This window comes from Liquorilactobacillus sucicola DSM 21376 = JCM 15457, assembly GCF_000612445.1.
Taxonomy (GTDB): domain Bacteria; phylum Bacillota; class Bacilli; order Lactobacillales; family Lactobacillaceae; genus Liquorilactobacillus; species Liquorilactobacillus sucicola.
On the sequence record NZ_BALC01000001.1, the window covers coordinates 94,284 to 120,983 of the forward strand.

Here is a 26,700-nt window from a genome sequence, read left to right on the forward strand (position 1 = left end):
CTTTGTACATTATGCATGATACAAACTTAATGTAGATGACCAAGCACCGACTGTATCACCGAAAATGTGGCTGAGTCAAAAATTAAATTGCAACATAAAAATAGTCACTAGCGGTTGCTAGTGGCTATTTAGTTCATTTGGACGAGTTAGTTCGTAGTCAACATCCCATGGTTCTACGTGAACATCGGTGTCTAGAACACCAAACTTGCGACGTAGGAGACTTTCAACTTTTTCAGTGATATGATGACTTTCTCGTACAGACATTTGGGGATCGACCCAAATTATGATATCAACAAAAATATTTGCACCATATGAACGACCTTGAATATTATGAACAAGTTCAACTCCAGGAATTTCATTAACAGCATTTGTATATTTTGCTAAAAGCTCATCATCGAATCCATCGGACAAAGAGAAAGCACTATCAGAAAAAATATTATAGGCGGTTTTAAGTATAGTGAGACCAATTAGAAGTGCCACGATACTGTCCAGCCAGGGCATTTTAAAATTGGCTCCAATAATTGTGATCGAAGTTGCTAAACTCGTCAGAGCGTCATTACGAGTGTCCTTGGCAATTGCAAGCAGGGAATCCGAATTAATTTTCTTGGCGAGGTAGGAATTATGAAGATAAACTCCAAACATAATACAGCCACTGAATAATCCGACGAAAAGGGCATAAATGTCTGGGACTTCCTTATTACCCGCTATAAAATCACTAACAGAAGAATAAAGTACACTCAAACCAACTAGAAGCATGATAAATGAAGTTATCAGAGTTGCTAGTGTTTCTGCACGCCAATGACCATACTGGTGATTTTCATCTGGGGGACGTTGAGCTAAACGTAAACCAATCATAATTGCGCATGAAGAAAAAATGTCGGTTACATTGCCGGAACCATCAGCCAGTAGAGCTTCAGAATGGCTAATCTGACCAATAATAATTTTTAAGAGCGAAAGTGTAATGTAAGCAGCTAAGCTCACAATAACACCTCTTTGAGCAATTTTTAAGTTTTGATAACGTTGTTGCATAATAAAAGCTCCTTGGTAAGTTAATATCAGTAGAAGTTCGAAATAATCAGTAAATAAACTCAAATAATCTGCAGCGACACATGCAGTCTACTAACACACTCTAGTATACTATATAATTGATTATAGAATAATTTTGGGGCAAAGCAATAGCAGTCTGTTTCGCTTGTGAAAAAAGGATTAAAGTAGTGCTGAATTTAGTGTGCAAATTTTGACCAAGAAGGGGAAAACTGTTATAGTGATGCAAGGCAGTTTAGTGTTCCATGGCTGTCAGATGGATTTTTTACCTATTTAAAATAAATGAAAATAAAATGATTATGATAGTTTTTTATCAAGTCCCCCATCTAAAGAAAGGTGAGTTGTTTACGTGTTTGTAGATCAAGTGAAAATAAATGTTAAAGCCGGAGATGGTGGCGACGGAATGGTTGCTTTTAGAAGAGAAAAGTATGTTCCCAATGGCGGACCAGCTGGTGGTGATGGTGGAAAAGGCGGAAGCGTTGTGCTAAAGGTCGATGAAGGCTTGCATACTCTGATGGACTTTAGGTACCATCGCCACTTTAAAGCCAAGAGCGGCGGAAAGGGCATGATAAAGGGAATGTATGGCAGAGGTGCTAAGGACCTTTACATTTCTGTGCCAGAAGGGACAACTGTGACAGATGCTGAAACTGGAGAAGTTTTAGGAGATTTATTACATGACGGGGATGAGTTGACCGTGGCACATGGTGGTCGTGGTGGTCGCGGCAATATTCACTTTGCCAGTCCACGGAATCCGGCACCTGAGATTGCGGAAAATGGTGAGCCGGGAGTTGAACGTGTTTTAAAGCTTGAATTAAAAGTGTTAGCAGATGTTGGATTAGTTGGCTTCCCGTCTGTTGGAAAATCGACATTGCTTGCAGCTGTGACTAGTGCTAGGCCAAAAATTGCCGAGTATCATTTTACAACATTGGTTCCTAATTTGGGAATGGTACGTTTAGATGATGGTCGTGATTTTGTCTTGGCTGATTTACCAGGCTTGATTGAAGGTGCCTCCCAAGGAGTTGGTTTAGGAATTCAATTTTTGCGTCACGTTGAAAGAACAAGAGTTATTTTGCATGTAATTGATATGAGCGGAACTGATGGTAGAGATCCCTATGACGATTTTCTCAAAATAAATCAAGAATTGGTCAACTATGACAGCACTTTATTAGAAAGGCCTCAAATCATTGTTGCAAGTAAAATGGACTTAACAGATGCGCAAGAGAATCTAAAAAAGTTTAAAAATATGATGCAACAGGATCATACCCTTGAAGAAACACCAGGGATAATGGAAGTCTCATCTGTCACACGTACTGGCCTGAAGCAACTTCTTCTTAAAACAGCTGATATTTTGGATAAAACACCTGTTTTCCCAACATTAGCAGAACGCACACAATTGAAGCAAAAAGAAGTTGCCGAATATGTCTATCAGGAAGAAAGCAACAAGACATTTGAAATAACACGCGACTCGGATGCAACATGGGTGTTGAGTGGTGAAAAAATTGAAAAATTATTTAAAATGACAAATCTTGATCATGATGAAAGCGTGATGCGTTTTGCACGTCAGCTTCGTGGTATGGGTGTTGATGATGCTTTGCGGCAAAAGGGTGCTCAGCAAGGAGATCTTGTCCGAATTGGGAAATTTACATTTGAATTTGTTGAGTAGAATAACGATATCTTAAACGTGTTAAATTTTGAGGTTGATTAAAAGAATGGATAGAAGATTAAAAAAACGCCGTTATATTAATGGTTTTGATGGCATTCGTACTTTAGCTGTAGTTGGGGTAATTTTATTTCATTTGATGCCTTATGATGTTCAAGGCGGCTATTTAGGAGTCCCCATTTTCTTTGTTTTATCAGGATATTTGATTACAGATTTGCTGAATCAGGAAATGCAGCAAAATGGGCGTATTGATATTCCAGCTTTTTATAAACGACGGATAAAACGGCTTTACCCAGGACTTGTAACGATGATTTTGGTTACTGTTTCGTACATTACGCTTTTTCAGCGGGAACTTTTGACAAATATTCGACAAATTATGTTGACGAATTTTGTGTATGTTTATAATTGGTTTCAAGTTGTTCACCGCGAGTCCTATTTCGATAGGTTTGGTCCCCAGTCTCCTTTTACGCATTTGTGGTCTCTTTCGATTGAAGGACAGTTTTATCTGGTTTGGCCTTTGCTACTGACTTTTTTATGGGTCGTTATTCGCAAAAGACAGCCAGTTTTTGACATTATTTTTATTGGAGCCTTTATTTCAGCACTTTTGATGGCCTTGCTTTATAAAGAAGGGCAGGATCCATCAAGAGTTTATTATGGAACTGACACACGAATGTTTTCAATTTTATTGGGTGCAGCATTATCTGTTATTTGGCCAAGTACTTCGTTAAAGGCAGAACTACCTAATGTGGCAAAGCATGTCTTGAATATCACAGGGATAATTTCACTGATACTGATTATATGGATGTTTTTCAGCATGCCGGGAGAAAGTGGTCTGACTTATCACGGAGGTATGTTCTTCTTCTCTTTGCTCGCACTGATTTTTATTGCGACCGTTGCTCATCCAGGTGCAGATATGAACCGGTTAATGTCTAATCGTCTTTTTTCATGGTTAGGGAAAAGAAGTTACGGCATATATTTATATCAGTATCCAGTCATGATTTTTTATGAAGCACATGTTACTAATATTGCCGCTCATCCTTGGTTTCATGCACTGGTTGAAATTGCCCTTATTGTTGCTATCAGTCACTTTTCATATGTCTATATAGAGCGGCCTTTGCAGCATTTTGATTATGCGCGTACAAAAGAATTTGTGACAGAGTTTTTTAAGCAAAATTCACGTTATGGTTGGCGGAGACTCTGGGGAACAGGTGTACTTGCTCTTGTTTTGCTCGCATTGCTGGGAATTATTCAGCAACCGGGTGCAAGTGCTGCTAAGGGTGATCAGAAATTGCAGGACGCCCTCCAGAAAAACGAACAGAAAGTAGCCAAAAATAATAAAAAAGATGAATTAGAAAAAGGTAAAAAAAGGGAAGATGGATCAGCTGTCAAAAGTTCAGCGGCGCAAGCCAATGATGAACAGAAAGCCAGCAATGAGGGTGAAAAGCAAGCAGATGGCTTAAGTGAAGTGCAGAAGAAAAGGGCACAGACGTTACAAGTTACGGCTGTGGGCGATTCAGTCCTAGCAGATGGATCTGTTAAACTACAAGATATATTTCCGCAGATGTATATTGATGCTAAGGTAGGGCGCCAAATTCCTGATGCGATTGCGGTACTTCAAAGTTTAGCAAACAATGGAAAGTTAGCGGATGTAGTGTTACTCAGTATAGGGACAAACGGTCCCTTTACGGACGAGCAGCTGAGTTCCATCATGAGTATTGCAGGAAAAAGGAAGGTCTATTGGATTAATACACATGTTCCAACACGACGCTGGCAAGATCAGGTCAATGAGTCCTTGAGTACTGCTTCGAAAAAGTATCACAATTTAAAGATCATTGATTGGTACACTTACAGTAAAGATCAAACAGCTTGGTTTTATGACGACAATGTCCATCCCAACGAATATGGCTTGAAGTATTACAGTACCTACATAGCTAAAAATATCTTGAAATAGGACTGGGTGTTACTAATTAACATGTTTATATTTTTTTAAGGACTTGGCAATTGAACGATTGCCGGTCTTTTCTATTTTATTGTGGACTATTCTAAGAAATAAGGATTTTTGTTTGAGTTAACCTATAACCAAAAACTAAATGTTCTTGACCTGCACTTGCAATCAATACTTGTGCATGATCATCCGTAAGTGAAAGAAAGCCTTTGGACAGTTGCTCAAGAGTCAATGGAGTGCCTACGGGCACTGCTGAAAGAACCACACCTTGTGTCATTCTTTTGATTGAAACGATGGGCAATAGTTGTCCTTGTGATTCGAAAAAAATTTGAAAGTTGTTTTTTAGGTTTGCGAGGGAAAGTTCAAAATCGGCTAAGCGCATTCAGTAATCTCCTTAAAATTTGTTTAATTTTAGTTTATGATGATATTATAATATTCAGCAGGATGGCAAACAAGATACGCGAATTTTTAGTTGCAATTAGCGTATAATTTTGAATGTAGTATAATCTTTGTTGTGGGTAAGACCGTACGCTTTTCTTTTACGGAGATTATCTTAATTAAAAAATGGACATTGCTTTTAATAGAGCTGTGGCCAATTAGATTGGAATATGGTATGGAATTAGAATTTTTAGGAACAGGCGCTGGATCTCCAGCGAAAACACGTAATGTAACTGGAATTGCATTGAAATTACTTGAAGAGATTAATGAGGTTTGGCTTTTTGATGTTGGTGAGGGGACACAGCATCAAATATTGCGGACCACGATTCGTCCACGTAAAATCAGTCGTATTTTTATTACGCATTTGCATGGAGACCATATCTTTGGGCTGCCAGGTTTTTTGAGTAGCCGATCTTTTCAAGGAGCTCAAAAAAAGTGAACCACTGACAATTTATGGGCCGAAAGGAATTCAAGACTTTGTTCTGACAAGTTTGCGGGTGTCACAAACTAAATTGTCTTATAAAATAAATTTTGTTGTTTTGGATGAAGAGAAAACTATTTTTGAGAACGAACGGTTTCTAGTGGTTGCGAAACATTTGGATCATCGCATTGAATGCTTTGGTTTTAGAATCGAAGAAAAAGACTATCCTGGAGAGTTGCTGGTCGATCGTTTAAGAGCTGCTCATGTCCCATCTGGACCCTTGTATGGGCAGTTAAAAGCTGGGAAGACAGTAAAGCTTCAAGATGGTCGAGTTATTAAAGGACAAGATTATCTAGGAACCCCTAAGAAAGGGCGCACAGTTACTATTTTAGGTGATACGCGGCAAACTGCGAATATTGCCTTGTTAGCGCAAAATGCAGATGTGCTAGTACATGAGAGTACTTTTGCAAGAAATGAAGATCAGCTTGCATATAACTATTATCATTCGACTTGCATTCAAGCCGCACGTGTTGCTAAACATGCGAATGTAAAAAAGCTTATTTTAACTCATATTTCAGCGCGTTATGTCGGACAAAAGGCGAACTTGCTTGAAAAAGACGCGCGTAAAATATTTAAGAATACGAAACTAGCAAATGATTTTGATGTTTTTAAAGTACCATTTTCAAAAGAATAAGGGGGCTGGAACAAATGCAGAATTATAGGCATTTGAAAGATTTACGAAACCGAGTAGCGCTTGTTACAGGCGCATCTTCAGGTTTGGGTGAGCAAATCGCTTATCAATTGGCCCGAAAAGGCGCTATTGTGGTTGTGTGTGCACGACGAAAAGACCGTTTAGAAGTTGTTAGTCGCAAGTGTCAAGAGCTTTCTGGTCGTTTGTCAATGGCAGTGAAACTAGACATTGCGCAGCCTGATCAAATTGAACGGGCCGTGCAAAAAGTTGAGAATCAGTTGGGTCCGATTGATGTTCTAGTCAACGATGCTGGTTTCGGCTTGATGGAAGAATTTCTGGATTTTAAGATGGAAGTTGCAGAAAAAATGTTTCGGGTGAATGTTTTGGGGCTGATGTACATGACCAAATATGTTGCATTGAGGATGGCAAGTCGTAACCGTGGAGCAATCATCAATATCGCGTCTGTTGCAGGAAAAATAGCAACGCCGAAATCTGCTGTCTATTCTGCTACCAAAGCTGCAGTTTTGGGGTATTCGAACGCCTTGCGTTTGGAACTGAAGCCACTTGGAATAAGTGTATTAACGGTTAATCCAGGACCGATAAAGACTGATTTCTTTAATATTGCAGATAAAACTGGGCATTATCTGGATAATATCGGACTGCTCGTTTTGAGTTCAGAGAAAACAGCTAGAAAAATTGTGCAGGCAATTGGAACTTCGCGCCGAGAGTTAAATGTGCCTTATGTTTTCGAAGTTATACATCATTTTTATCAATTGTTCCCTTGGGTAGGAGATTATTTAGCAGGTAGTTTGTTTAATAAAAAATAAAAAGCAAGAAAGAGGGAGTAACGAATATGAAAAACCAAGGACGGTTTCTAACTGCTTTAGTTGTGGCATTATTGATTGTTATCTTTGCTTTGCTTAATACGCAGTCGGTTGAAATCAGTTTTGGCTTTTGGAGGTTCAGCTTACCGTTAGTTTTGGTACTTATAGTTTCAGTACTACTAGGTGTACTTATAACGGTTTTAATGTCCACAGTTGCAACATTACGGTTGAAGTCTGAGCTCAAAGAAAGTCGTAAAAAGATTGATGAGATAAAACAAGCTGAAAGAAAAAACTATGAGGAAAAACTGGCAAAAGTTACCTCAGAATATCAGCGTAGAATGAATAAGCGCAGCACAAAAGATTCACAAACAGATATTAAGTAGGAGTTGGTTTTTTGTTTGAAGCACAATATGCTTGGAAGTTTGCTCAAACCGAATTCGGGGATACTGAAAAAAAGTTAGCTAGAACAATGAATCTATCTCCATTAGTTGTTCACCTTCTGTTGAGTAGAGGTTTTAAAACAACTGCACAGATAAAGAGTTTTTTGAACCCAACAGTCACAGATTTAAGTGATCCTTTTTTAATGCATGATATGCAAAAGGCTGTTGAAAGGCTCCAAAGGGCTATTGTAGATGCTCAGAAAATCGTTATCTATGGTGACTACGATGCAGACGGAATTACTAGTACAACCTTGATTTATGAAACACTTGAACAGTTAGGTGCAGATGTTGAGTATTATATTCCTGATCGTTTCAAAGATGGTTATGGCCCTAATAAAGATGCGTATCAGCGACTGATTGAAAATGGGGCTGAGCTAATTTTAACAGTCGATAATGGTGTTTCAGGAATTGATGCAATTCGGTATGCGAATTCAAAAAATGTAGATGTGATTATCACTGACCATCATGAACTGCCTGAAAAACTGCCGCAAGCTTATGCAATCGTGCATCCAAGATATCCAGGACAAGAGTATCCTTTTGGACAGCTGGCTGGGGTAGGGGTCGCTTTCAAATTAGCTTGTGCTCTACTTGATGAAGTTCCGCAAGAAATGCTTGATTTAGTTGCGATTGGCACGGTCGCTGATTTAGTTCCTTTGGTCAATGAAAATAGAGCTTTAGTTGCATTTGGGTTGAGTGCATTGCAAAATACCCAACGTCTAGGACTGGAAGCTCTATTTAAAGTCGCAGGGCTGACACAATCAATGATAAATGAAGAAAATATCGGTTTCGCAATCGCACCACGTCTAAATTCATTAGGGAGGTTAAAAACTGGTGCTCTTGGTGTGGAGTTATTAACAACCCTAGATGAGGAGGCTGCGCAAAAAATTGCTGCGGAAGTGCAACAATTGAATCAAACACGACAAGGTTTGGTTGAGAAAATCACAGATGAAGCTTTGGATGTACTCAAAAGAAGAGGCAAGCATCTTGTTAATGTGGTTTGTCAAGAAGACTGGCATGAAGGTGTGCTAGGAATTGTTGCCAGCCACTTAGTTGAGAAAACAGGCAAACCTTCGCTTGTTTTGAAAGTTTCTGGTGAAAATGCAAAAGGGTCAGGCAGGTCAATTGAGGCCTTTCAGCTTTTCGAGGCTTTGGACGGGCATAGAGACCTGATGAAAAATTTTGGTGGGCACCATATGGCTTGTGGTTTGACCATTTCACTAGATAAGCTGGATGAATTGCAGGACGTACTTGATCAAGAAGCGAAGAAGCAAAAACTTGATACAGTCTCAAAACCAAGCTTACAGATCGATGCTGAGTTGTCTTTTGACGATATCAATCTGGACTTAATTAATGACCTTAAAAAGCTGGCGCCTTATGGTAATGGAAATCCCAAACCGATTTTTGCGTTTAGCAACTATCAAATTTATGAGGCGAAGCTGATCGGCAAAAAGAAAAACCATTTAAAAATTTCACTAGGACAAAAAAACAATAAAATTGATGCGCTTGCCTTTTCTGTAGGGGAAAGAGGGCAAGAGATTGTTAGGGATACTGCCCCTCTAAGATTTGTAGGACGGTTAGGTCAGAATGTTTGGCGAGGCAAGGTCAAACCGCAAATCCTGATTTCTGATCTTGCTTATCAAGGCTACCGGTGATTGATCAGCGAACCGCAAAGCTTCAAAAAAGAATGTTTGCGGCAACTGGAACTTATATTTTTTTCAATGAAAAACTGTATTATCAGTTGCGGGATTATCTTCCAACAAAAGCTGACACAGTGGTGGGCAGTGATGTTGTTAGTGCTGAGGTAAAAACATCTAATTTGATTTTTGTCGATTGTCCACCATCATTAGATGTTTTTGCAACAATTCTCAAAAGAGTTTCGGCTGCGACAGTAACGCTGATTTTTTATCCTTATCGGCAGCAAAAGGCTTATTTGGAGGGAATGCCAACAAGAAACGATTTTGCAAAAGTTTATCGTTTTGTTATGACACACCCTGGAATTGATATCAAAAAAAATCTGGCGCAACTGGCAGCATATCTCAAGATTAAAAAAGGAATGTTGATTTTCATGTTGCAGGTGTTTTTTGAGGTTGGATTTGTTAAAATGGATAATGGATTGATGACGGGATACAGCGGAAGTAAAACCGTTGATCTCAAAGAAGCACCCAGCTATCACTCTAGCAGCAATTGATTGAAGCCGAAAACCTACTGTTAACAAGTAGACCTGATGAGTTGAAACGATGGGTTCTCCAGCACACAACAGTTGAAAATTAAAGGAGCGTTCTTAATGGCATTAGATTTGACAAAATATGTGGCCAGTATACCCGATTATCCGGAAAAGGGAATTATTTTCCGAGACATTTCCCCTCTGATGGCTGATGGTGAGGCTTATAAGCAGGCAACAGCACAGATCGTGCAGTTTGCGCGTGATAAGGGTGTTCAGATGATAGTGGGTCCTGAGGCACGCGGCTTCATTGTTGGCTGCCCAGTAGCGTATGAACTTGGCGTAGGATTTGCTCCGGCACGAAAAAAAGGAAAGCTGCCTCGTGAGACAGTTAAGGCAACTTATAACTTGGAATATGGAACATCGGAGCTATATATGCATAAAGATGCTGTTAAACCAGGGCAGCATGTCTTGGTGACAGATGATTTACTGGCTACAGGAGGAACAATCGGGGCTACGATCGACTTGGTTGAACAGTTGGGCGGCATTGTCGTTGGCTGCGCATTTATCATTGAACTCGATGCATTGAAAGGACATGAAAAAATAAAGGATTATGATGTATTGACTTTAATGCATTATTAAAATTAATTTCAAACAAATAAAGAAGGGAAGAAACAAAGAAATTTGTATCTTGCCCTTCTTTATTATATTCTTTGTGTTTTAGACGCATAAGTGATTAAAATTAAGTAGAAGTAGTATCTTTTTAGAAGGGAAGCTATTGCCAGTGACAAAACAAAACTTTGCAATCATCGGCTTGGGCCGATTTGGCGGAAGCATCTGCCAAACTTTGATTTCTGCTGGTGCAGAGGTTTTAGTGATCGATAAAGATGAGGCACGAATCAATGACTACAAGAATATTGCAACACAGGCAGTTATTGCTGATGCCCAAGATGAAAATACACTAAAAGCGCTTGGAATCCGTAACTTTGATCACGTTGTAATCGCGATTGGCGAGGATATCCAAGCAAGTATTTTAGTGACATTAATGGTGAAAGAATTAGGAGTCAAATATGTTACTGCTAAAGCTCAAAATGAATACCATGCTAGAGTCTTGACAAAATTAGGTGTGGACAAGGTCGTCCATCCAGAACGTGACATGGGGGTGCGGATTGGACGCAACCTGATTTCAAAGAATATGCTGGATTATCTTGATCTTTCTTCTGACATTAAGGTGGCCGAAATTCGTATAACTAGCAAGAAATTTGTTGATAAATCACTCGAAGCACTTAATTTTCGCAGTAAATACGCATTAAATGTGATCGCCATTCGACGAGAGAAAAAGGTTGAGATAGCTCCTCAGGCCACAATGGCACTTGAACTAGGTGACAGTTTGCTTGTTGTCGGGCGTAAAAAAGATGTCGATAATTTTGATAAGCTGATGGAACAATAAGACTTATTTTGTCTTACTTTTTTTAAAACTAGCCTTTCTTTTCCAACTCATAAATAATAGACCAAGTAAAACAAATACGGAAATTAGCAGACCAATACCAAAATAAGGGGGCCAGTAACTCAGCTGTATCCGGTTCTTCCCTTTTTGGAGATTGAACCCAAGAAAAGTGCCTTGAATCTTATATGGTTGAACTCTTTGACCATTAATCTTTACATGCCAGCCTTCACTATAAGGAATAGTAGAAGCAAAAATTTGATTATGTGCTGCAACATTTACGGTACCAGTCAGTGACCGTTGTGAAGTTTGAGTGATGTGTACCTGTTGCTTTTTGACATGTGCTAATTGTTTCTTTACCAACTTGTTATTCATCTGGTATAACACAAAGTTGTTAAGCCAGAGTGACGGTTTCTTGAATTTAGCAGTTAGAACGATTTCACTGCCTTTTGCATGATTGGCGACATTAACGATGACTGTGTGTCTAAAGGTATTGTATTGATTAAGTTGTCGATTGTTAAGATAGAAAGTAACATTATCTGAATCTAAAGAAGATCCGAGCGTTAGGTAATAAGAATCATTAGTTTGCGGTGTGAACTTAAAAACAACTTGCGCATCTTTTGCAAGATTGTTACGCCGCAACGTTGCATCGGTCAAGTTGATTTGTTGATTGACATTCTGGAAAACAACCTCATTGAAATCAACAGCTGTGAAATATCTTACCTTGTCTGATGAAGCGGTGATGTCGGAGAGCCACTGTGTTTGATAATTAATGGGATTATCATAGAATTTCGGTAGTGCTTTCAGTTTTTTATCAGAAACATACCCCAAGCTGACAGCATTAGGGTTACGGTAAGTTCTGGTCAACTTATTGCTCAAGACAGATTTATAAGTTTCGAGATCAGGTTTTTCTGTCAAGGGTGCAAGTGGTTGTTTATTTGCAACCTCACCCTCATTTTTAGCTGTTATAAAATACTTCATGTTCAAGAGAGCATCTGAAATGATAGTTCCATTGGAGTAGGTAACATAATTGTCTCCGTCGGGGTTACCCAGCATGCCATAAAAATCAGGGATCGACTTTTCAAGCGCAGAGCTGAAATAAGATCCGCTGTTCAAACCATTAGACAAACCATCATTTTTGGTACGGCTATATACTTGACCGGTACGATATAGAGACGAGTCATATTTTTGCAACGCATGACTGTTCTTATTCAAAGCAACAGCTGGGATGCTGTATTCTTCCTGTGATAGGTAACTAAGATTGTTTAGCGAGTACACTGCATTTACACTAACTTCAATTACTGAAATCAGTAAAAGCAAGCAAGGCATGATTTTAAGATACTTGGTATTTGCGTGAGAAAAAGCACCTAAGGTAAGTAATATCAAAACTGCAAAAAGAGTTGTGAGTGAAAGAGCTTGTTTTGAAATAAAAGTGAACTTTTTGATGTTGTCTAAAACATACCAAATTATTCCGCCGTATATGAAAGCTGCTAACCAAATTTTCCAAACCTGTGGCAGATGCATTTGTGTCAACGACCTTGCGGCCAGATATATCATCCAAAAGCTAATGATGAATGAAAAACGATAGGGGTACCAAACTGGAAATTGAAAACCATGCCATAATAAATCAAGTGGTTCAAAACACAAAGACAGAATCAAAAAAATCGTTATAATAAGTGCTGTCAGACGCTCTTTTAGTTTAAATTTACCGTCCATAAAATATAACAGGAAACCAATCAATGCTAACGAACCAATGAAAAGGTTCGGGTAACCTGAAGGCATTTGTTCAAAATTAAATGAGCCTATAACAAGTTTAGATAATATTTTCAAAGGTTGGTATTCAAACTTAAAACCGATTGATTCTTGTGTGTATTGCCCCTTACTGTCGAGCAAGGAAAAGAATGTTGGGAGTAAGACGACAGCTGCAAGACACACTGCAGCTATTGAATGCAATATGAAAAGCCAGAGGTGTTTAACAATGGTTCGAATATTCTGATAATGAGCCATTTCATGCCACCAGAAGAAAAGAACTAAAAAAATACAGATCATATAACCCATGTAGTAATTATCAATCAGCATTAAGCCAAGTAATAGAATGTACACCTTGCCTTTACCCTTAGTAAGCAGCTGTAATAGCCCGTAGACAATAAGTGGTAAAAATATCGCTGCGTCCAGCCAGAGAAGATTGAGCTGATTAGCAATAAACCAACCCATGAGTGCATAGCTGGTTGAAAATAGCGGTAAGGCGATTCCGTGCTGTATGTTTGTTTTTTTGAGAAGAAATCCAAAAGCCATACCAGCACAACCATATTTAATAAGTGTCAGTAGCATTATGCCGGCTGTAAGAGTTTTGCCAGGGAAAAAAAGAAGTAATAGGTTAAAGGGACTCATTAGATAATATGCCCATTCACCGAGCATTCCGCCACCAAGAGCTTTAGAGAAAGAATAAAAAAAGTTGCTTGGATCATGTAAGAGTGTTCTACGGAAAAAAGCAAAAAAATCAATGTACTGTTGCCCTAAATCAACGGTAAGAAGGCTGCTTTTGCCGAACGGATACATTTGACGAAAAATAAAATAGCCTAGCATGATAATAATAGGTAAAAGAAAGCTGAGTACTAAGGCATAATTTTTTTTGAAAAAGTTGCGTAAATTTTTAATCATACATAGCTCCTAAGAAAAAATATTTTAGCTCGCACCATAATTTGAATATAGCTTAATACAAACTCTACCTAAAGTTTAGCATAAGCACATAAGTTTTATTAAATTTTACATGATTAAAGATTCAATTTATAGCCGTTTATGGTAGGATATAACTTGAGCTGTTGGGAACAGGCTTTAATATGTTTATGGTCTGTTGCAGCACTATGAGTATTTATTTGAGGATTTTTTTATGAATTTATAGTTACAGTAAGGGGTACGAACGGTGAAGTTTTTAAGAAAAACAACTAAAAAAAATAAACAAGGAAAATCACAGATACCATTTCGGTTAAATTTTCTTTTCTTTGTAGTCTTTCTTCTTTTTGCAGCACTAATTGCACAATTAGCATATCTTCAAATCATAAACGGAACGAGATTTGAATCAGAGGTCAGCAGTACGGATACGAAAACAGAGACCAAAAATGTTCAGCGGGGGATGATCTATGACACTACAGGCAAAGTTTTGGTTGCAAACAATGCTTCGCGCGCTATTACCTATACTAAATCCTTAAGTGTGACCGCAATGCAAATGTACAATATTGCTAATGATTTAGTGCAGTATGTTGATATCGAGACCAGTACCTTAACCCCATCTAACAAAGCAGATTATTATTTAGCAGTTCCACAGCATCTGAAGGATGTGCAAAAAAGGATCCCCGGGTACAAAAAAATGGGTGATAGTGAGCTTTATCGGGCTGCGGTCGACTACGTCAAAAGACATAAGTTAGTTAAGGATATGAGCCAGAAAGAAAAAGAAGCAGCTATTGTATATTCGAAGATGAATGGAGCATACTCTCTTTCAACGGTATACATTAAGTACAGCGGTGTAACAGATGCTGAAATGTCACAAGTTGGCGAACATCTCGCAGCAATGCCTGGCATCAAGGTTGGGACTAGCTGGTCACGCAGCTATCCAAATGGTGAATCAGTCAAGAGTGTTATCGGAACCGTTACTAGTGAGAAACAAGGTTTGCCCAGCGACCAAATAAATAGTCTGTTGGCGCAAGGATATTCACGTGATGACAGTGTGGGTTCTAGCTATATTGAGTCGCAGTATGAGAATATTCTAAAAGGGACGAAATCAGTTACAACACTTGAAACTCAGAATAATAAGATCACACGTGAAATTAAAACTTATGGCGGCAAAAAAGGTGATAATGTTGTTTTAACTATTAATGCTGAATTTCAGAAAAAAGTTCAAGATATCATGAAAAGTTCTGTTGAAAGTGTTGGTGGGGGCAATCCATATCTACCGGGTGCTTATGCCGTTGTTATGAATCCCAACACAGGAGGTATCTATGCGTTGGCTGGTGTCAGCCGTGATCTTGAAACTGGGAAAGTGTCTGAAAATGCATTAGGAGCGATTAACCAATCTTTTGTTATGGGATCTGTCGTTAAGGGGGCAACTGTCATGGGCGGCTTGATGTCAGGTGCTATTACTCCTGAAAATAATACAATGGTCGATGAACCTATCAAACTGCAAGGAACAGCAACCAAGTCATCTTGGTTTAATAGCTCGGGGGCTAATAATATGTCTTTGAGTGCTTCAAATGCATTGATGGTTTCTTCCAACTCGTATATGATGCAATTGGCAATGCGAGAGGGCGGTTTTAAATATAGTTCTGGTGCAGCATTGAGTATGCCGACATCAGTGTTTAGTAAACTGCGTGGTAATTTTAATCAATTTGGTTTGGGTGTTAAAACGGGCATTGATATTCCTGGCGAATCGACCGGCTATGAAGGACCAGCAAACCAAGCCAATATAGGTAAATCGCTTGACCTGTCCTTCGGAAACTATGATTCTTACACGACTATTCAGTTGGCACAATATATTTCAACGATCGCAAATGGTGGGTATAGATTGCAGCCACATGTGCTCCAGTCTGTTCATGGAACCAACAAGGATGGCACACTGGGGCAGGCTAAGGCAGAAGTTTCACCAAATGTTTTGAATGTTGTTGGCGCCAATCAGGACCAGTGGGATGTTGTTAAGACAGGCTTATGGCGTGTAGTTCATGGATCTAGTACTTACAGAACCGGTGGTACAATGGCCGATGTTAAGCCACAGATTGCTGCTAAAACTGGTACGGCACAGACTTTCCATGGGGAAACCCCAACGGAAACATTAAGTGCTGTTTCATACGCACCAGCCAAGAATCCGCAGGTTGCAGTTGCGCTGGTTTTCCCTGGGATGGCGGATAGTACGACAAGTCATGTCAATACGCAGGCAGTTGCGTCAATATATTCTGCTTTTTGGAAATATGTTCAGTCTAGCGATGGACTTGAATAACTTTTAAAAACTCTGTCAAGGATTATTCCTTAACAATTTCTAAAAAAGTCTAGCATCGTACAAGAAAAAATGATATGATATTAGCGTTGAAGGCTGAGCGCCTTATTGAATGAGTGTAGTTTGGAGGTTTGAAAATGCGTGTAAACATTACATTGGAATGTACTGAATGTCATGAACGGACATACCTATCAAGTAAGAACAAACGTAATAGTCCTGATCGTTTGGAACTTAAGAAGTTTTGTCCCCGTGACAATAAAGTAACATTGCATCGTGAAACAAAGTAGCAACAGGATTTTTCCTGTTGTTTTTTGTTATAGTGCAGAAGGGATATAATTGTTTGGAAACGAAAGAAACGATTAGAAGGCTGCAATTAGAAAGACTTTTAAAACTGAGCGGGACGTGGGCAAAGATGGCTAACGAGTTGGAGCTGTATGAGGCTCTTTTTGCGACTTCAATCTGGCAAAAAGCTCATAGAATCGGTGTAACGATTAGTTCTAGTATTGAAATTGATACCAAACCGATTATTTTACAGGCACGGCTGCAGTCGAAGGAAGTATATGTACCCCGTACCCTTCCCAATCGTCAGATGTCTTTTTTTAAATTGAAACGAAATACTGTAATTGAAAAAAATAGTTTTGGAATATATGAACCACAGATTGATGCGGAGTTGGTTCGAAAAGAAGAGCTTGATCTCCTGCTGGTTCCTGGATTAGCCTTTTCTTTGCAAGGAGACAGAATAGGTTTTGGGGGCGGCTATTATGATCGCTATTTGGCGGATTATAGAGGTGTTTCGGTTTCTTTGGTTGATCCGCAGCGACTATTTGAGGAATGTGCTTGGAAAAAAGAAGAGACTGATCAGCAGATAAATAAAATTGTAACAGTAGGAAGTGGGGTTCTAAATGGCATCATGGACGCGTAAACCATACATAACATATGGTTTAATTGTTATTAATGTAATCGTTTTTTTGTTAATGACTCTTTTAGGTGGAAGCGAAAATGTTTCTACATTAATAGCTTTTGGGGCCAAAGTAAATACCTTGATTCTTGAAGGACAGTGGTGGCGCTTTATCACACCTATGTTTCTGCATATCGGGTTTGAACACATTCTGCTTAACATGATAACCTTATATTTTATTGGAACTCAAATTGAAGCTTTCTTTGGGAGCGGCCGATTTTTGGCGCTTTATTTGCTCAGCGGTATTGGGGGCAATATTGCAAGTTTTACTTTTAATCCGACCGCGCTTTCAGCTGGTGCAAGTACCGCGCTTTTTGGGCTCTTCGGTGCTTTCTTAATGTTGGGAGAGTCATTTAGAGAGAATCCGTATATTCGTGCAATGTCACGTCAATTTCTACTACTGGTTATTTTAAATGTTATTTTCGGGTTTTCTGGTAATGTTGACTTAGCAGGGCATCTTGGCGGTCTTGCTACAGGCTTTTTGGCGGCTTATGTAGTCGGGGTTCCAATGATTGGCAAAGTGCCTCTGATGAAGCGGCTTGTAAGTTTGTTGGCAATTATTTTTGTTGGTGGTCTTTTGTTGATAATGGGTTTTAAAATATAAGAAGATCCATTATAATTGGTTGGAGAGGTTTCCATGAAAACACTTTATGATGTACAGCAATTACTAAAGAGATTCGGGATATTTGTTTATGTTGGGAAACGTTTGTGGGATATTGAATTGATGGCACTTGAGCTTGATCATTTGCATCAGACTGATGTGATTGATAATCACACTTTTATCGCTGCAAAATTGGTATTAGCACGTGAGCATAAAATTGAAGAGAATAAAGAGCAAAATTGTAACTGACGACGGAGGTATCTTATGGATAAGAAGATAATAGGTGTTGACCTTGGTGGGACAACAATTAAGTTTGCCATTCTAACTAAGGAGGGAGATATCCAGCAAAAATGGAGTATCGAGACCAACATCCTTGACGACGGGGCACACATTGTACCTGATATCGTAAATTCGATTAATCATCATTTAAAATTATATCAAATGAAGCCAGAGCAATTCATTGGAATTGGAATGGGTTCGCCGGGGACTGTTGACATTAAACGTGGTACCGTTACGGGCGCTTATAATTTAAATTGGAAAAGTGTTCAAGAGGTTAAAAAAATCGTGGAACATGATACCCAGATCAATTTTACGATTGATAATGATGCTAACGTTGCGGCTTTAGGAGAACGTTGGAAGGGTGCTGGCGAAAATGATGCTGATGTTGCTTTTATCACATTAGGAACTGGTGTCGGTGGCGGAATCGTCTCAAACGGTTCCTTGGTACATGGTGTTGGTGCAGCTGGTGAGGTTGGCCACATGAATGTCGAGCCGAACGGTTATTTATGTACATGTGGTAATCATGGCTGCCTTGAAACTTATGCATCAGCTACGGGAGTTGTTAGAGTTGCACGCGACATGGCTGAAGAATTTTCTGGAGATTCTCAATTGAAGAAACAATTAGATGATGGGCAAGAGATCACAGCCAAAATTGTCTTTGATTTAGCAAAGCAGAACGATATTTTGGCCAAAATGGTAATTGATCGGGTATGTCACTATTTGGGAGTGGCTTGTGCGAACATTGGCAACCTGTTAAATCCATCATTTGTTGTTATTGGGGGCGGAGTATCAGCTGCTGGTACATTTTTGTTAAATAATGTTGAAGAACATTTTGCTAAATATGCATTTCCGTCGGTTCGTAAAACAACACATTTACGATTGGCACAACTTGGCAATGAAGCTGGTGTTGTGGGTGCCGCTTCACTTGCTTTATCTCTGTGATACAGCTTGATTCAGTGGTATTTTGATTTTATGTGAGGGGAAGATCTAGAATATGGCTTTACAGAAAATATCGGTTTTAGGGATTGTTAATATTGTATTGTTGGTAATTCTTCTGGCTATTATTGGCAATCAATTGTATCTCTGGTTGAAAGGGCGCAAGGTTGCCAAAATAGTTGAGAATGATGAATTTAAAAAGGGAATGCATAGAGCTCAATTAATTGATTTGCGCGAGAAAGATAACTTTAATGCTGGTCACATTATGGGAGCAAGAAACATTCCTTTTGGTCAGTTCCGTGTTATGAAAGATTCAATTCGGAAAGATATGCCTGTTTACCTTTATGACCAGGGAAAATCTCTGAGTACGCGAGTGGCAATCAAGTTACATAAGGACGGCTATCAGGATATTTACATTTTGAAGTCAGGATTCGAGCGGTGGGATGGCCGTGTCAAGAAGAGTAAGTGAGTTTGTTTGACAAAAAATGCGAATTATTTGCCGCGGCAAATAATTCGCATTTTTATTCGGAGTAAAGAGTCCGCTTTAATATTGATGAGCTGAGTGCCGTTTACGAATAGCACGACGTCGATGTTCATCGATCTCAGCTTCCTTTTCCTCAATGGGATCAACAATTGTTTTTTTAAAAGCATAGAAGCAACCAGCAGTTACACCAACAGTAGCTGCTACTCCAACAAAGATTCCTTTAGCAAAATTTTTCATATATTACCCTCCTCAACCTGCTACTACATGATACATTATGAATGATTTTAGAACAAATATCCAGTTTTATGTATTACTGTGTTAATTGAAATGAAGCGATTTATCCAAAAATAAATATGCGAAGAGGGTTGAGATAATGAGCAAAAAAATACTTCTTATTGTTGGACCGACAGCAGTTGGAAAAACGGAGCTTTCAATTGAAATAGCACAAAGATTTAATGGTGCTGTTATTTCAGGTGATTCGATGCAATTTTATCGAAAACTTGATATTGGGACTGCTAAAATAAAAAAAAGTGAAATGCAAGGTATTACGCACTATATGATTGACATTAGGAACGTCGATGAGCGCTTTTCAGTTGCTGACTTTGTCAGAAATTGCCGTCAAAAAATTGATGAGATCTTAGCTCAAGGAAAACTTCCGCTAATTGTAGGAGGGACAGGCTTTTATTTGCAAGCCCTCTTGGATAATTTTCAATTAGGAGATGATTCATATGATAATGCGTTATCTTTGCGTTCAAAGTGGCATAAGTACGCATTAGAAATGGGCAAACTTGAACTGTGGAAGAGATTAGAAGAGATTGACCCTCAAGCTGCTGCAAAAATTCCACCAAATAATGAAAGAAGAGTAGTTCGGGCGTTAGAGGTCTTTGAAAAAACAGGTAAACTTTTTTCAAGTCAAAATGATCAGGCAAATGCTGAATTTGATCCCTTGCTTATAGGACTGACAACCGACCGACGCTTGTTATATGAACGAATAAATAAACGTGTTGACTTGATGTTAAACGCAGGTTTGGCTGCCGAAGCTCGTTGGCTTTTTGAAAGTGGCGGAGAAAACCTTCCAGCGGGACGTGGAATAGGTTACAAGGAACTTTATGAATATTTTGAAGGGAAGATTGAGTTAGAAAATGCGATTACTGAAATAAAGAAAAATTCCAGACATTACGCTAAAAGACAGTTGACATGGTTTAGAAATAAAATGGAAGTTAATTGGTTTGATATTTTAAACAACCCAACGGATAAAAAGCTGATAACTGAAAAAGTCCAAAAATGGTTAGTTAAGGAGTAGATAAAAATGGCATTTTCATGGAAAGAAAAATTACCAGAGGAACTACAACAAAAAATTACGGATGTTGAAAAGCAGATAGCAGGCAAACTACACGAAATAGATGAACAAGTTGTTTATAATCAAATGCGGGTTTTGGAATGTTTTCGGAAACATCATGTTGCAGAAGAAGATTTTGCCGGTTCTACTGGTTACGGGTATGATGATTTAGGACGTGCTAAGCTTGATGCTATTTATGCTGACTATTTTCATACTGATGATGCAATTGTTAGGCCACAATTGATTTCTGGTACACATGCGATAACAACTAGTTTATTTGGTGTTTTACGACCTAACGACACACTTTTTTATTTAACTGGAATGCCTTACGATACAATCCAACAGGTTATAGGAGTTGTTGGCAATGAAGCGGGGAACATGAAGGATTATAAGATAGATTTTGATTACGCACCATTACTTGATGATGGTAAAGTTGATTTTGATTTTGCCGAAAAAAAGTTACGTGAAAATAAGACTATCAAAGTTGTTGCTATTCAAAGGTCGCGCGGATACGCATTACGCAAGAGCTTTACTGTCTCTGAAATAAAAGAAATGATTTCATTTGTACGCCAAGTGCTGCCTAATGTAATTATTTTTATCGATAATTGCTATGGTGAGTTTTCAGAAACGCAAGAACCGACAGAGTTCGGCGCGGATTTGATGGCAGGTTCGCTCTACAAAAATGCTGGTGCAGGGATTGCCAAGACAGGAGCTTATATTGTTGGCAAGAAGGAACTGATAAAACAAGCAGGGAATCGGTTGAATGTGCCTGGTGCTGGTAAGAATGAAGGAGCAACGATTGGCCATATGCGTGACATGTACCATGGCTTTTTTGTCGCACCAAGTGTAACAGGTGATGCAATAAAAGGTGCGATCTTTACGAGTGCTTTGCTCGAAAAAATGGATCTAGATGTTTCACCTAAGTGGAACGACGCAAGAACTGACTTGGTACAGACGGTGAATCTGGGCAGTCCACAAGCAATGATTGATTTTTGCAGTGCGATCCAACACTATTCACCAGTAAATTCTTTTGTTGATCCTGTTCCAAGCAAGATGGAAGGTTATGAAGATGAAGAGATCATGGCATCTGGAAGTTTTACAGAAGGTTCAACGATTGAGTTATCTTCTGATGGTCCGATGCGGCCCCCGTATACTCTGTATATTCAAGGTGGACTTACGTATGCACATGTGAAGATAGCGATCAGCAATGCAGTGAAAGAAACTTTTTTCTAAATTAAATCATGTAAGAAAAAGTGACATTGAATGTTGACAATTAATTTATGAATTGCTATGATAGGATCGTAGCTTAGAGGAGGGTTGTTATGAAAGAAAAGGAACTCAGACGCTCGCTTGCTGTCTTGCCAATTGGGACTGTTATGAGACTTACAAATCTTTCGGCTAGACAGATCAGGTATTATGAGGAACAGCAGTTGGTGACGCCTAAAAGAAATGAGGGTAACCGGCGAATGTATTCTCTAAATGATATTGATCGTTTACTGGAAATTAGAGATTTTCTTGACGAAGGCATAAATATGGCGGGGATTAAGCATATTTATGACGAAAAGGCGCGAAAAGAGGCTCAAAAAAAAGCACAATTGGAAAAACCATTGACTGATAGAGATGTTCGCAAGATATTGCGTGACGAATTTATGTCTGTTAGCGGTTTGGTGCGAGAAGATGAGGTTTCTTTCAAACATAACAAGAACTTCTAATTCCAGATAAGGAGTGATTCACAATGGTAAAGCCTAGTTATACGAAGGATGATATTCGAAAGATTGCGAAAGACGAGAATGTTAAGTTCCTGCGCTTAATGTTTACGGATTTATATGGTGTTATTAAAAATGTTGAGGTACCAATTAGTCAATTAGATAAACTACTGGACAATAAGTTGATGTTTGATGGCTCCTCAATTGATGGGTTTGTCCGCATTGAAGAAAGTGATATGTGGCTGTATCCGGATCTTTCAACGTGGATGATTTTCCCATGGGGTAATGAACATGGAAAGGTTGCTCGTGTCATCTGTGAAGTTTACAATGCGGATCGTACACCATTCATCGGGGATCCTCGTAACAACTTAATTCGTGTGCTTTCTGAGATGAAAAAATTAGGCTTTACTGAGTTTAACATTGGGCCTGAACCAGAATTTTTCTTGTTCAAGCTTGATCCCCAAACTGGAAAACCAACCACTGATTTGAATGATAAGGGAAGTTACTTCGATTTAGCTCCTATTGATCTCGGTGAAAATTGCCGACGTGATATCGTGCTTGAACTTGAAAGCATGGGCTTTGATGTTGAAGCATCTCATCATGAAGTGGCTCCTGGACAACATGAGATTGACTTTAAATATGCAGATGCGCTGCATGCTTGTGACAACATCCAACGTTCAAACTTGTTGTTAAAACTGTTGCTAGAAAACATGGGTTGCATGCAACCTTCATGCCTAAACCATTAGACAGGATTAATGGGTCAGGTATGCATATCAATATGTCTTTGTTCGGTGAGAATGGAAATGCATTCTTTGATGAAAAAGATGATATGCAGCTTTCTGAGAAGGCACGTTATTTCTTAGGGGGACTTTTGAAACATGCACGTAGTTTTACAGCTATTACGAATCCAACTGTTAATTCATATAAGAGGTTAGTACCTGGGTACGAGGCTCCTGTATATGTTGCATGGTCAGGTCGTAATAGGTCGCCTCTTGTTCGTGTTCCAATTGCTCGAGGATTGTCAACTCGTCTCGAACTGCGGAGCGTTGATCCTTCAGCAAACCCGTATCTGGCAATTGCTTCCATTCTTGAAGCCGGCCTTGATGGTTTGCGGAATAAAATTGAACCTCCTAAGCCAGTGGATCGCAACATTTATGTAATGGATAAGGAAGAGCGTGAAGCAAACGGTATTACTGATCTGCCGTCAACATTGCATAATGCGCTAAAGGCTCTTGAAAAAGATGAAGTTATCGGTAAGTCTTTAGGGCCGCATTTGTACCAAAGTTTCCTTGAGGGCAAACGACTTGAATGGGAAGCATATCGTCAAGAAGTTTCACAATGGGAAAGAGACCAGTACTTAGAGCTTTATTGAAAAAATAAACGAATGGTAACACGTTAAAAATTAAGAATAGGGAGCTGGGCCAAAATACTTTGGTTCAGCTCCCTATTTAAAATCTTGTTGACTACGAAGTAAGTTAATATACAAAAATTAATGTCCAGTAGTATACTTCAATTTTTGAATTTAAGGCAAGTTCTTATGCTAAGGACAGATATTTTATTTGTTCTAAGTTTACCAAGAAAGATATATTAGTTGTGAGTGTATCCAATTTAAAATAATTTTTTTTATCTTTGCTGCGATTGATATAACCAGTCGCAAAAAACTCGTTTTTATGCGTATCAAGTAAACACAGCTTGATTAAACTATGCTTTTGGATGGCTTGATTGATAAAAAAGTTTAATTGAAATTTAGGCATTTGCTGTAAAAAACTATCTTTCTTGGGTTCTGCAGTTGCAAATTGGCTTTGAAGTGTCTGTGTTAATTGCTGAAAAGTTGTTTTTTTAAGTTCAAGCATAATATAACTCCTTTCAGAACAAATGTTCGATATACCTATTATAAGAACAAACGTTCGAATTTGCAAGAGCTTATTTTAAGTCTAATTAAAATAATAATTGAATTTTGCTAAGATATGCTTGAAAAAAAGCTTAAAATAGCACATTATGGAATTAACACATTATTTTAGAGGGGAAATTAAAAACATGTCTAACAGGGGAATGCTGATCGTACTATCTGGTCCTTCGGGAGTAGGAAAGGGAACTGTGAGAAAAGCCATTTTTGAACAGGATGACAACAAGTTTCACTACTCCATTTCAATGACCACACGGGCAATGAGACCTGGCGAAGTTAATGGCCGTGATTACTTCTTTGTTTCCAAAGAACAATTTGAAAATGAAATTGCTACAGGTGGAATGCTAGAGTATGCACGATATGTTGACAACTACTATGGGACACCATTAAAATATGTCAATGAAATGCTCGATAGTGGGAAAGATGTATTTCTAGAAATCGAAGTCAATGGTGCCATGCAAGTTAGAGAAAAGTGCCCAGATGGCTTGTTCATCTTTTTAACCCCGCCGGATTTGATGGAATTGCGGCATCGCATCATCGAAAGAGGTACAGACGATTTAGCGACGATTGACAAGCGGATGGAAAAAGCGGTCGATGAAATAGAAATGATGCAGAATTACGACTATGCTGTCGTAAATGACGAGGTTCCATCTGCTGTTGAAAAAATTAAGACAATTATTCGAGCAGAACGTTGGCGTGTAAAACGCTTTTTGCCAGACTACAAAAAACAACTAGGAGATGTTTTGAAATGATATTATATCCATCTGTTGATGATTTATTAGAAAAAGTTGATTCGCGTTACTCGTTGATAATGTTGGCTAGCAAGCGGGCACATGAACTTGATGCAGGAGCTTTGCCAATGTTAAGCGAGTATAAATCAGTTAAAAATGTTGGTAAGGCTTTAGAAGAGATTGCAAGTGGTGATTTGATTATTGATCCCGATGAGCGCGAAAAGGTATAAAGTACTATAAAAATAATTAAGTTTTATTTACAGCAGGTAAGAGAATCGAGATAAAAGCGACATATGGCTCACTATATTAGAGGAGTATTTGCTTCAGTATAGTGGTGGGACTAATGTCGTTTGTCGTGATTCTCTTATTTTGCTATCTGAAGAGTTAGCTTTTATCGGTAATTGCTCAGTTGAGATGAATATGTTTTTTTGAGTGTGAAGGGCTTAAAAAAGGATTTTAAAATTGATACAATAAGAATACAATCTTAAAGGGGGAGACAACGTGAAAAATAAACACGTGGCAGTGTATATAACAGGAGGGATAGCGGCCTATAAAGCAGCTTATTTTGTGAGAGCTTTAATTAAGGATGGGGCACAGGTCAGAGTTGCAATGACTAGAACTGCAACTGAATTTATTACACCAACCACATTGCAGACTTTGAGTCGACACCGTGTCTATACGGATAAAACCTTAGTCTACGACGATGAAATTGTGCCGCATATTGAATTGGCTGATTGGTCTGATGCTGCGGTCGTTATTCCTGCTACTGCAAATGTTATTGCCAAAATCTCCCATGGCTTAGCTGATGATTTTGTTACGAGTGCGCTACTCGCTTCGGCTTGCCCTAAATTTGTTGTTCCGGCGATGAATGAAAAAATGCTAAAAAATGCAGCTACGGTCCGCAATTTTGCATGTCTGAGAGCTGACGGTGTTAATGTGCTTGAACCGGATGCCGGTTTTTTGGCAGAAGGCTATGAGGGAAGAGGACGCCTACCGGCAGTAACTGATGTTATGAAATGGATCCAAGGAAAAATAGCACAGTCTGACTCCAGTGTAAAAGATATGAAGGGTAAAAGGGTTCTTATCACAGCGGGAAAAACAGTCGAACCAATTGATCCGGTCAGGTACATTACTAATCACTCAACTGGTAGAATGGGCTATGCTTTGGCACAGGCAGCGGCAGAGCGTGGAGCGAAAGTCACATTGATTTCTGGCCCGACAACACTTGCGTGTCCTGCAGGTGTGCATGTTGTTTCGATTAAAACAACTGCGGAGATGGCACAAGAGGTTGATAAGTATTTCGCTAAAATGGATATTGTAATTATGGCAGCGGCGGTTTCGGATTATCGAATTGAGAAGCCGGCAGCTCAAAAGATAAAGAAAAAAAGTAGTACACTTGAATTAAAGTTAGTCAAGAACATTGATATTTTGAAAAGGCTAGGACAAAAAAAGAAGGAGCAAGTGCTGATTGGCTTTGCTGCTGAAACACAAAATCTTTTAGAGAATGCTACACGAAAAATGCAAGAAAAAAGAGTGGACTTATTAGTTGCAAATGACGTTTCACGTGCCGATATTGGTTTTGGAAGCAAGCAAAATGAAGTTACATTTTTACGTCCTGGTCATGAACCTCTTTTAGTAAAAAAAAGTGATAAAAGACAGATAGCAGAAAAAATCTTTGATTGCATAATGAGTTTTTGAAAGAAGGTAG

General features: G+C 38.8%; 26 protein-coding genes and 2 pseudogenes. 23 read left to right on the plus strand and 5 right to left on the minus strand.

Translation table 11 applies throughout. The annotated features are described in order from the left end of the window. Positions 1–117 precede the first annotated feature (117 nt). Positions 118–1,029, minus strand: coding sequence for a cation diffusion facilitator family transporter (locus JCM15457_RS00540; RefSeq protein WP_034986557.1), 912 nt, complete (start codon positions 1,027–1,029; stop codon positions 118–120). 364 nt (positions 1,030–1,393) lie between these two features. Between JCM15457_RS00540 and obgE the strand changes: the two genes are divergently transcribed. Next, complete coding sequence (gene obgE, locus JCM15457_RS00545) at positions 1,394–2,707, plus strand: GTPase ObgE (protein WP_034986559.1); 1,314 nt, start codon at positions 1,394–1,396, stop codon at positions 2,705–2,707. 46 nt (positions 2,708–2,753) lie between these two features. Then, on the plus strand, positions 2,754–4,655 hold the full coding sequence (locus JCM15457_RS00550; protein WP_034986561.1) for an acyltransferase family protein: 1,902 nt from the start codon (positions 2,754–2,756) through the stop codon (positions 4,653–4,655). 91 nt (positions 4,656–4,746) lie between these two features. Here JCM15457_RS00550 and JCM15457_RS00555 read toward each other — a convergent pair whose 3' ends face one another. Further along, positions 4,747–5,031: a hypothetical protein gene (locus JCM15457_RS00555; protein WP_034986564.1), complete on the minus strand. Its 285-nt coding sequence runs from the start codon at positions 5,029–5,031 to the stop codon at positions 4,747–4,749. 231 nt (positions 5,032–5,262) lie between these two features. On the opposite strand from JCM15457_RS00555, the pseudogene rnz reads away from it, so the two are divergent. The 7 genes and pseudogenes from rnz (at position 5,263) to JCM15457_RS00585 (ending at position 11,074) form a co-directional block, all read left to right on the plus strand. Continuing rightward, a pseudogene (rnz, locus tag JCM15457_RS00560) lies at positions 5,263–6,202 on the plus strand (ribonuclease Z). 14 nt (positions 6,203–6,216) lie between these two features. Beyond that, positions 6,217–7,026, plus strand: a complete 810-nt coding sequence (locus tag JCM15457_RS00565; protein WP_034986566.1) for an SDR family NAD(P)-dependent oxidoreductase — start codon at positions 6,217–6,219, stop codon at positions 7,024–7,026. A gap of 26 nt (positions 7,027–7,052) precedes the next feature. Next, a complete protein-coding gene (locus tag JCM15457_RS00570; RefSeq protein WP_051993205.1) occupies positions 7,053–7,406 on the plus strand; it encodes a lipopolysaccharide assembly protein LapA domain-containing protein in 354 nt (117 codons plus the stop codon). 11 nt (positions 7,407–7,417) lie between these two features. Continuing rightward, complete coding sequence (gene recJ, locus JCM15457_RS00575; RefSeq protein WP_235725494.1) at positions 7,418–9,115, plus strand: single-stranded-DNA-specific exonuclease RecJ; 1,698 nt, start codon at positions 7,418–7,420, stop codon at positions 9,113–9,115. Continuing rightward, positions 9,112–9,651, plus strand: a complete 540-nt coding sequence (locus JCM15457_RS12255) for a single-stranded-DNA-specific exonuclease C-terminal domain-containing protein (RefSeq protein WP_235725496.1) — start codon at positions 9,112–9,114, stop codon at positions 9,649–9,651. Before recJ ends, JCM15457_RS12255 begins: the two co-directional genes overlap by 4 nt. A 96-nt stretch (positions 9,652–9,747) precedes the next feature. Then, positions 9,748–10,266, plus strand: coding sequence for an adenine phosphoribosyltransferase (locus JCM15457_RS00580; protein ID WP_034986567.1), 519 nt, complete (start codon positions 9,748–9,750; stop codon positions 10,264–10,266). Between the two features lie 142 nt (positions 10,267–10,408). Next, positions 10,409–11,074: a potassium channel family protein gene (locus JCM15457_RS00585; protein WP_034987423.1), complete on the plus strand. Its 666-nt coding sequence runs from the start codon at positions 10,409–10,411 to the stop codon at positions 11,072–11,074. 3 nt (positions 11,075–11,077) lie between these two features. On the opposite strand, the gene JCM15457_RS00590 is transcribed toward JCM15457_RS00585, so the two are convergent. Then, the gene (locus JCM15457_RS00590; protein WP_034986569.1) at positions 11,078–13,729 is read right to left on the minus strand and encodes a YfhO family protein; all 2,652 of its coding nucleotides are present in this window, start codon (positions 13,727–13,729) and stop codon (positions 11,078–11,080) included. Positions 13,730–13,991: 262 nt separating this feature from the next. On the opposite strand from JCM15457_RS00590, the gene JCM15457_RS00595 reads away from it, so the two are divergent. The 7 genes from JCM15457_RS00595 (at position 13,992) to JCM15457_RS00620 (ending at position 19,295) form a co-directional block, all read left to right on the plus strand. Continuing rightward, positions 13,992–16,055, plus strand: coding sequence for a peptidoglycan D,D-transpeptidase FtsI family protein (locus JCM15457_RS00595; protein ID WP_034986571.1), 2,064 nt, complete (start codon positions 13,992–13,994; stop codon positions 16,053–16,055). Positions 16,056–16,189: 134 nt separating this feature from the next. Then, positions 16,190–16,339, plus strand: coding sequence for a 50S ribosomal protein L33 (gene rpmG / locus JCM15457_RS11810; RefSeq protein ID WP_081778145.1), 150 nt, complete (start codon positions 16,190–16,192; stop codon positions 16,337–16,339). 53 nt (positions 16,340–16,392) lie between these two features. Continuing rightward, positions 16,393–16,974, plus strand: a complete 582-nt coding sequence (locus JCM15457_RS00600; protein WP_051993206.1) for a 5-formyltetrahydrofolate cyclo-ligase — start codon at positions 16,393–16,395, stop codon at positions 16,972–16,974. After that, positions 16,955–17,614, plus strand: coding sequence for a rhomboid family intramembrane serine protease (locus JCM15457_RS00605; protein WP_034986572.1), 660 nt, complete (start codon positions 16,955–16,957; stop codon positions 17,612–17,614). The genes JCM15457_RS00600 and JCM15457_RS00605 overlap by 20 nt, the downstream gene beginning before the upstream one ends. 33 nt (positions 17,615–17,647) lie before the next feature. Continuing rightward, complete coding sequence (locus JCM15457_RS00610; protein ID WP_034986574.1) at positions 17,648–17,860, plus strand: YqgQ family protein; 213 nt, start codon at positions 17,648–17,650, stop codon at positions 17,858–17,860. A 15-nt stretch (positions 17,861–17,875) separates the two neighbouring features. Continuing rightward, a complete protein-coding gene (locus JCM15457_RS00615; protein WP_034986576.1) occupies positions 17,876–18,832 on the plus strand; it encodes an ROK family glucokinase in 957 nt (318 codons plus the stop codon). A 52-nt stretch (positions 18,833–18,884) separates the two neighbouring features. Further along, complete coding sequence (locus tag JCM15457_RS00620; protein WP_034986577.1) at positions 18,885–19,295, plus strand: rhodanese-like domain-containing protein; 411 nt, start codon at positions 18,885–18,887, stop codon at positions 19,293–19,295. Between the two features lie 75 nt (positions 19,296–19,370). Here JCM15457_RS00620 and JCM15457_RS11815 read toward each other — a convergent pair whose 3' ends face one another. Then, positions 19,371–19,547, minus strand: coding sequence for a DUF3042 family protein (locus JCM15457_RS11815; protein WP_081778147.1), 177 nt, complete (start codon positions 19,545–19,547; stop codon positions 19,371–19,373). A gap of 136 nt (positions 19,548–19,683) precedes the next feature. Between JCM15457_RS11815 and miaA the strand changes: the two genes are divergently transcribed. The 4 genes and pseudogenes from miaA (at position 19,684) to glnA (ending at position 23,727) form a co-directional block, all read left to right on the plus strand. After that, positions 19,684–20,613: a tRNA (adenosine(37)-N6)-dimethylallyltransferase MiaA gene (gene miaA, locus JCM15457_RS00625; RefSeq protein WP_034986578.1), complete on the plus strand. Its 930-nt coding sequence runs from the start codon at positions 19,684–19,686 to the stop codon at positions 20,611–20,613. 6 nt (positions 20,614–20,619) lie between these two features. Beyond that, entirely contained in the window at positions 20,620–21,882 is a 1,263-nt protein-coding gene (locus tag JCM15457_RS00630) for a methionine gamma-lyase family protein (RefSeq protein ID WP_034986579.1), read from the plus strand. Between the two features lie 89 nt (positions 21,883–21,971). Continuing rightward, positions 21,972–22,361, plus strand: a complete 390-nt coding sequence (locus JCM15457_RS00635; protein WP_034986580.1) for a MerR family transcriptional regulator — start codon at positions 21,972–21,974, stop codon at positions 22,359–22,361. Between the two features lie 23 nt (positions 22,362–22,384). Further along, positions 22,385–23,727 (plus strand): annotated as a pseudogene (gene glnA, locus JCM15457_RS00640) (type I glutamate--ammonia ligase). 163 nt (positions 23,728–23,890) lie between these two features. On the opposite strand, the gene JCM15457_RS00645 reads toward glnA, so the two are convergent. Further along, positions 23,891–24,208, minus strand: a complete 318-nt coding sequence (locus JCM15457_RS00645) for a hypothetical protein (RefSeq protein ID WP_034986581.1) — start codon at positions 24,206–24,208, stop codon at positions 23,891–23,893. A 184-nt stretch (positions 24,209–24,392) separates the two neighbouring features. On the opposite strand from JCM15457_RS00645, the gene gmk reads away from it, so the two are divergent. The 3 genes from gmk (at position 24,393) to coaBC (ending at position 26,690) form a co-directional block, all read left to right on the plus strand. Then, positions 24,393–25,013: a guanylate kinase gene (gene gmk, locus JCM15457_RS00650; RefSeq protein WP_034986582.1), complete on the plus strand. Its 621-nt coding sequence runs from the start codon at positions 24,393–24,395 to the stop codon at positions 25,011–25,013. Next, positions 25,010–25,222 (plus strand): DNA-directed RNA polymerase subunit omega, encoded by a 213-nt coding sequence (gene rpoZ, locus JCM15457_RS00655; protein ID WP_034986584.1) that lies wholly within the window; start codon positions 25,010–25,012, stop codon positions 25,220–25,222. Before gmk ends, rpoZ begins: the two co-directional genes overlap by 4 nt. A gap of 271 nt (positions 25,223–25,493) precedes the next feature. Beyond that, positions 25,494–26,690 carry a bifunctional phosphopantothenoylcysteine decarboxylase/phosphopantothenate--cysteine ligase CoaBC gene (gene coaBC / locus JCM15457_RS00660; RefSeq protein WP_034986586.1) on the plus strand — a complete coding sequence of 399 codons (1,197 nt, stop codon included), beginning with the start codon at positions 25,494–25,496 and terminating at the stop codon, positions 26,688–26,690. Positions 26,691–26,700 lie beyond the last annotated feature (10 nt).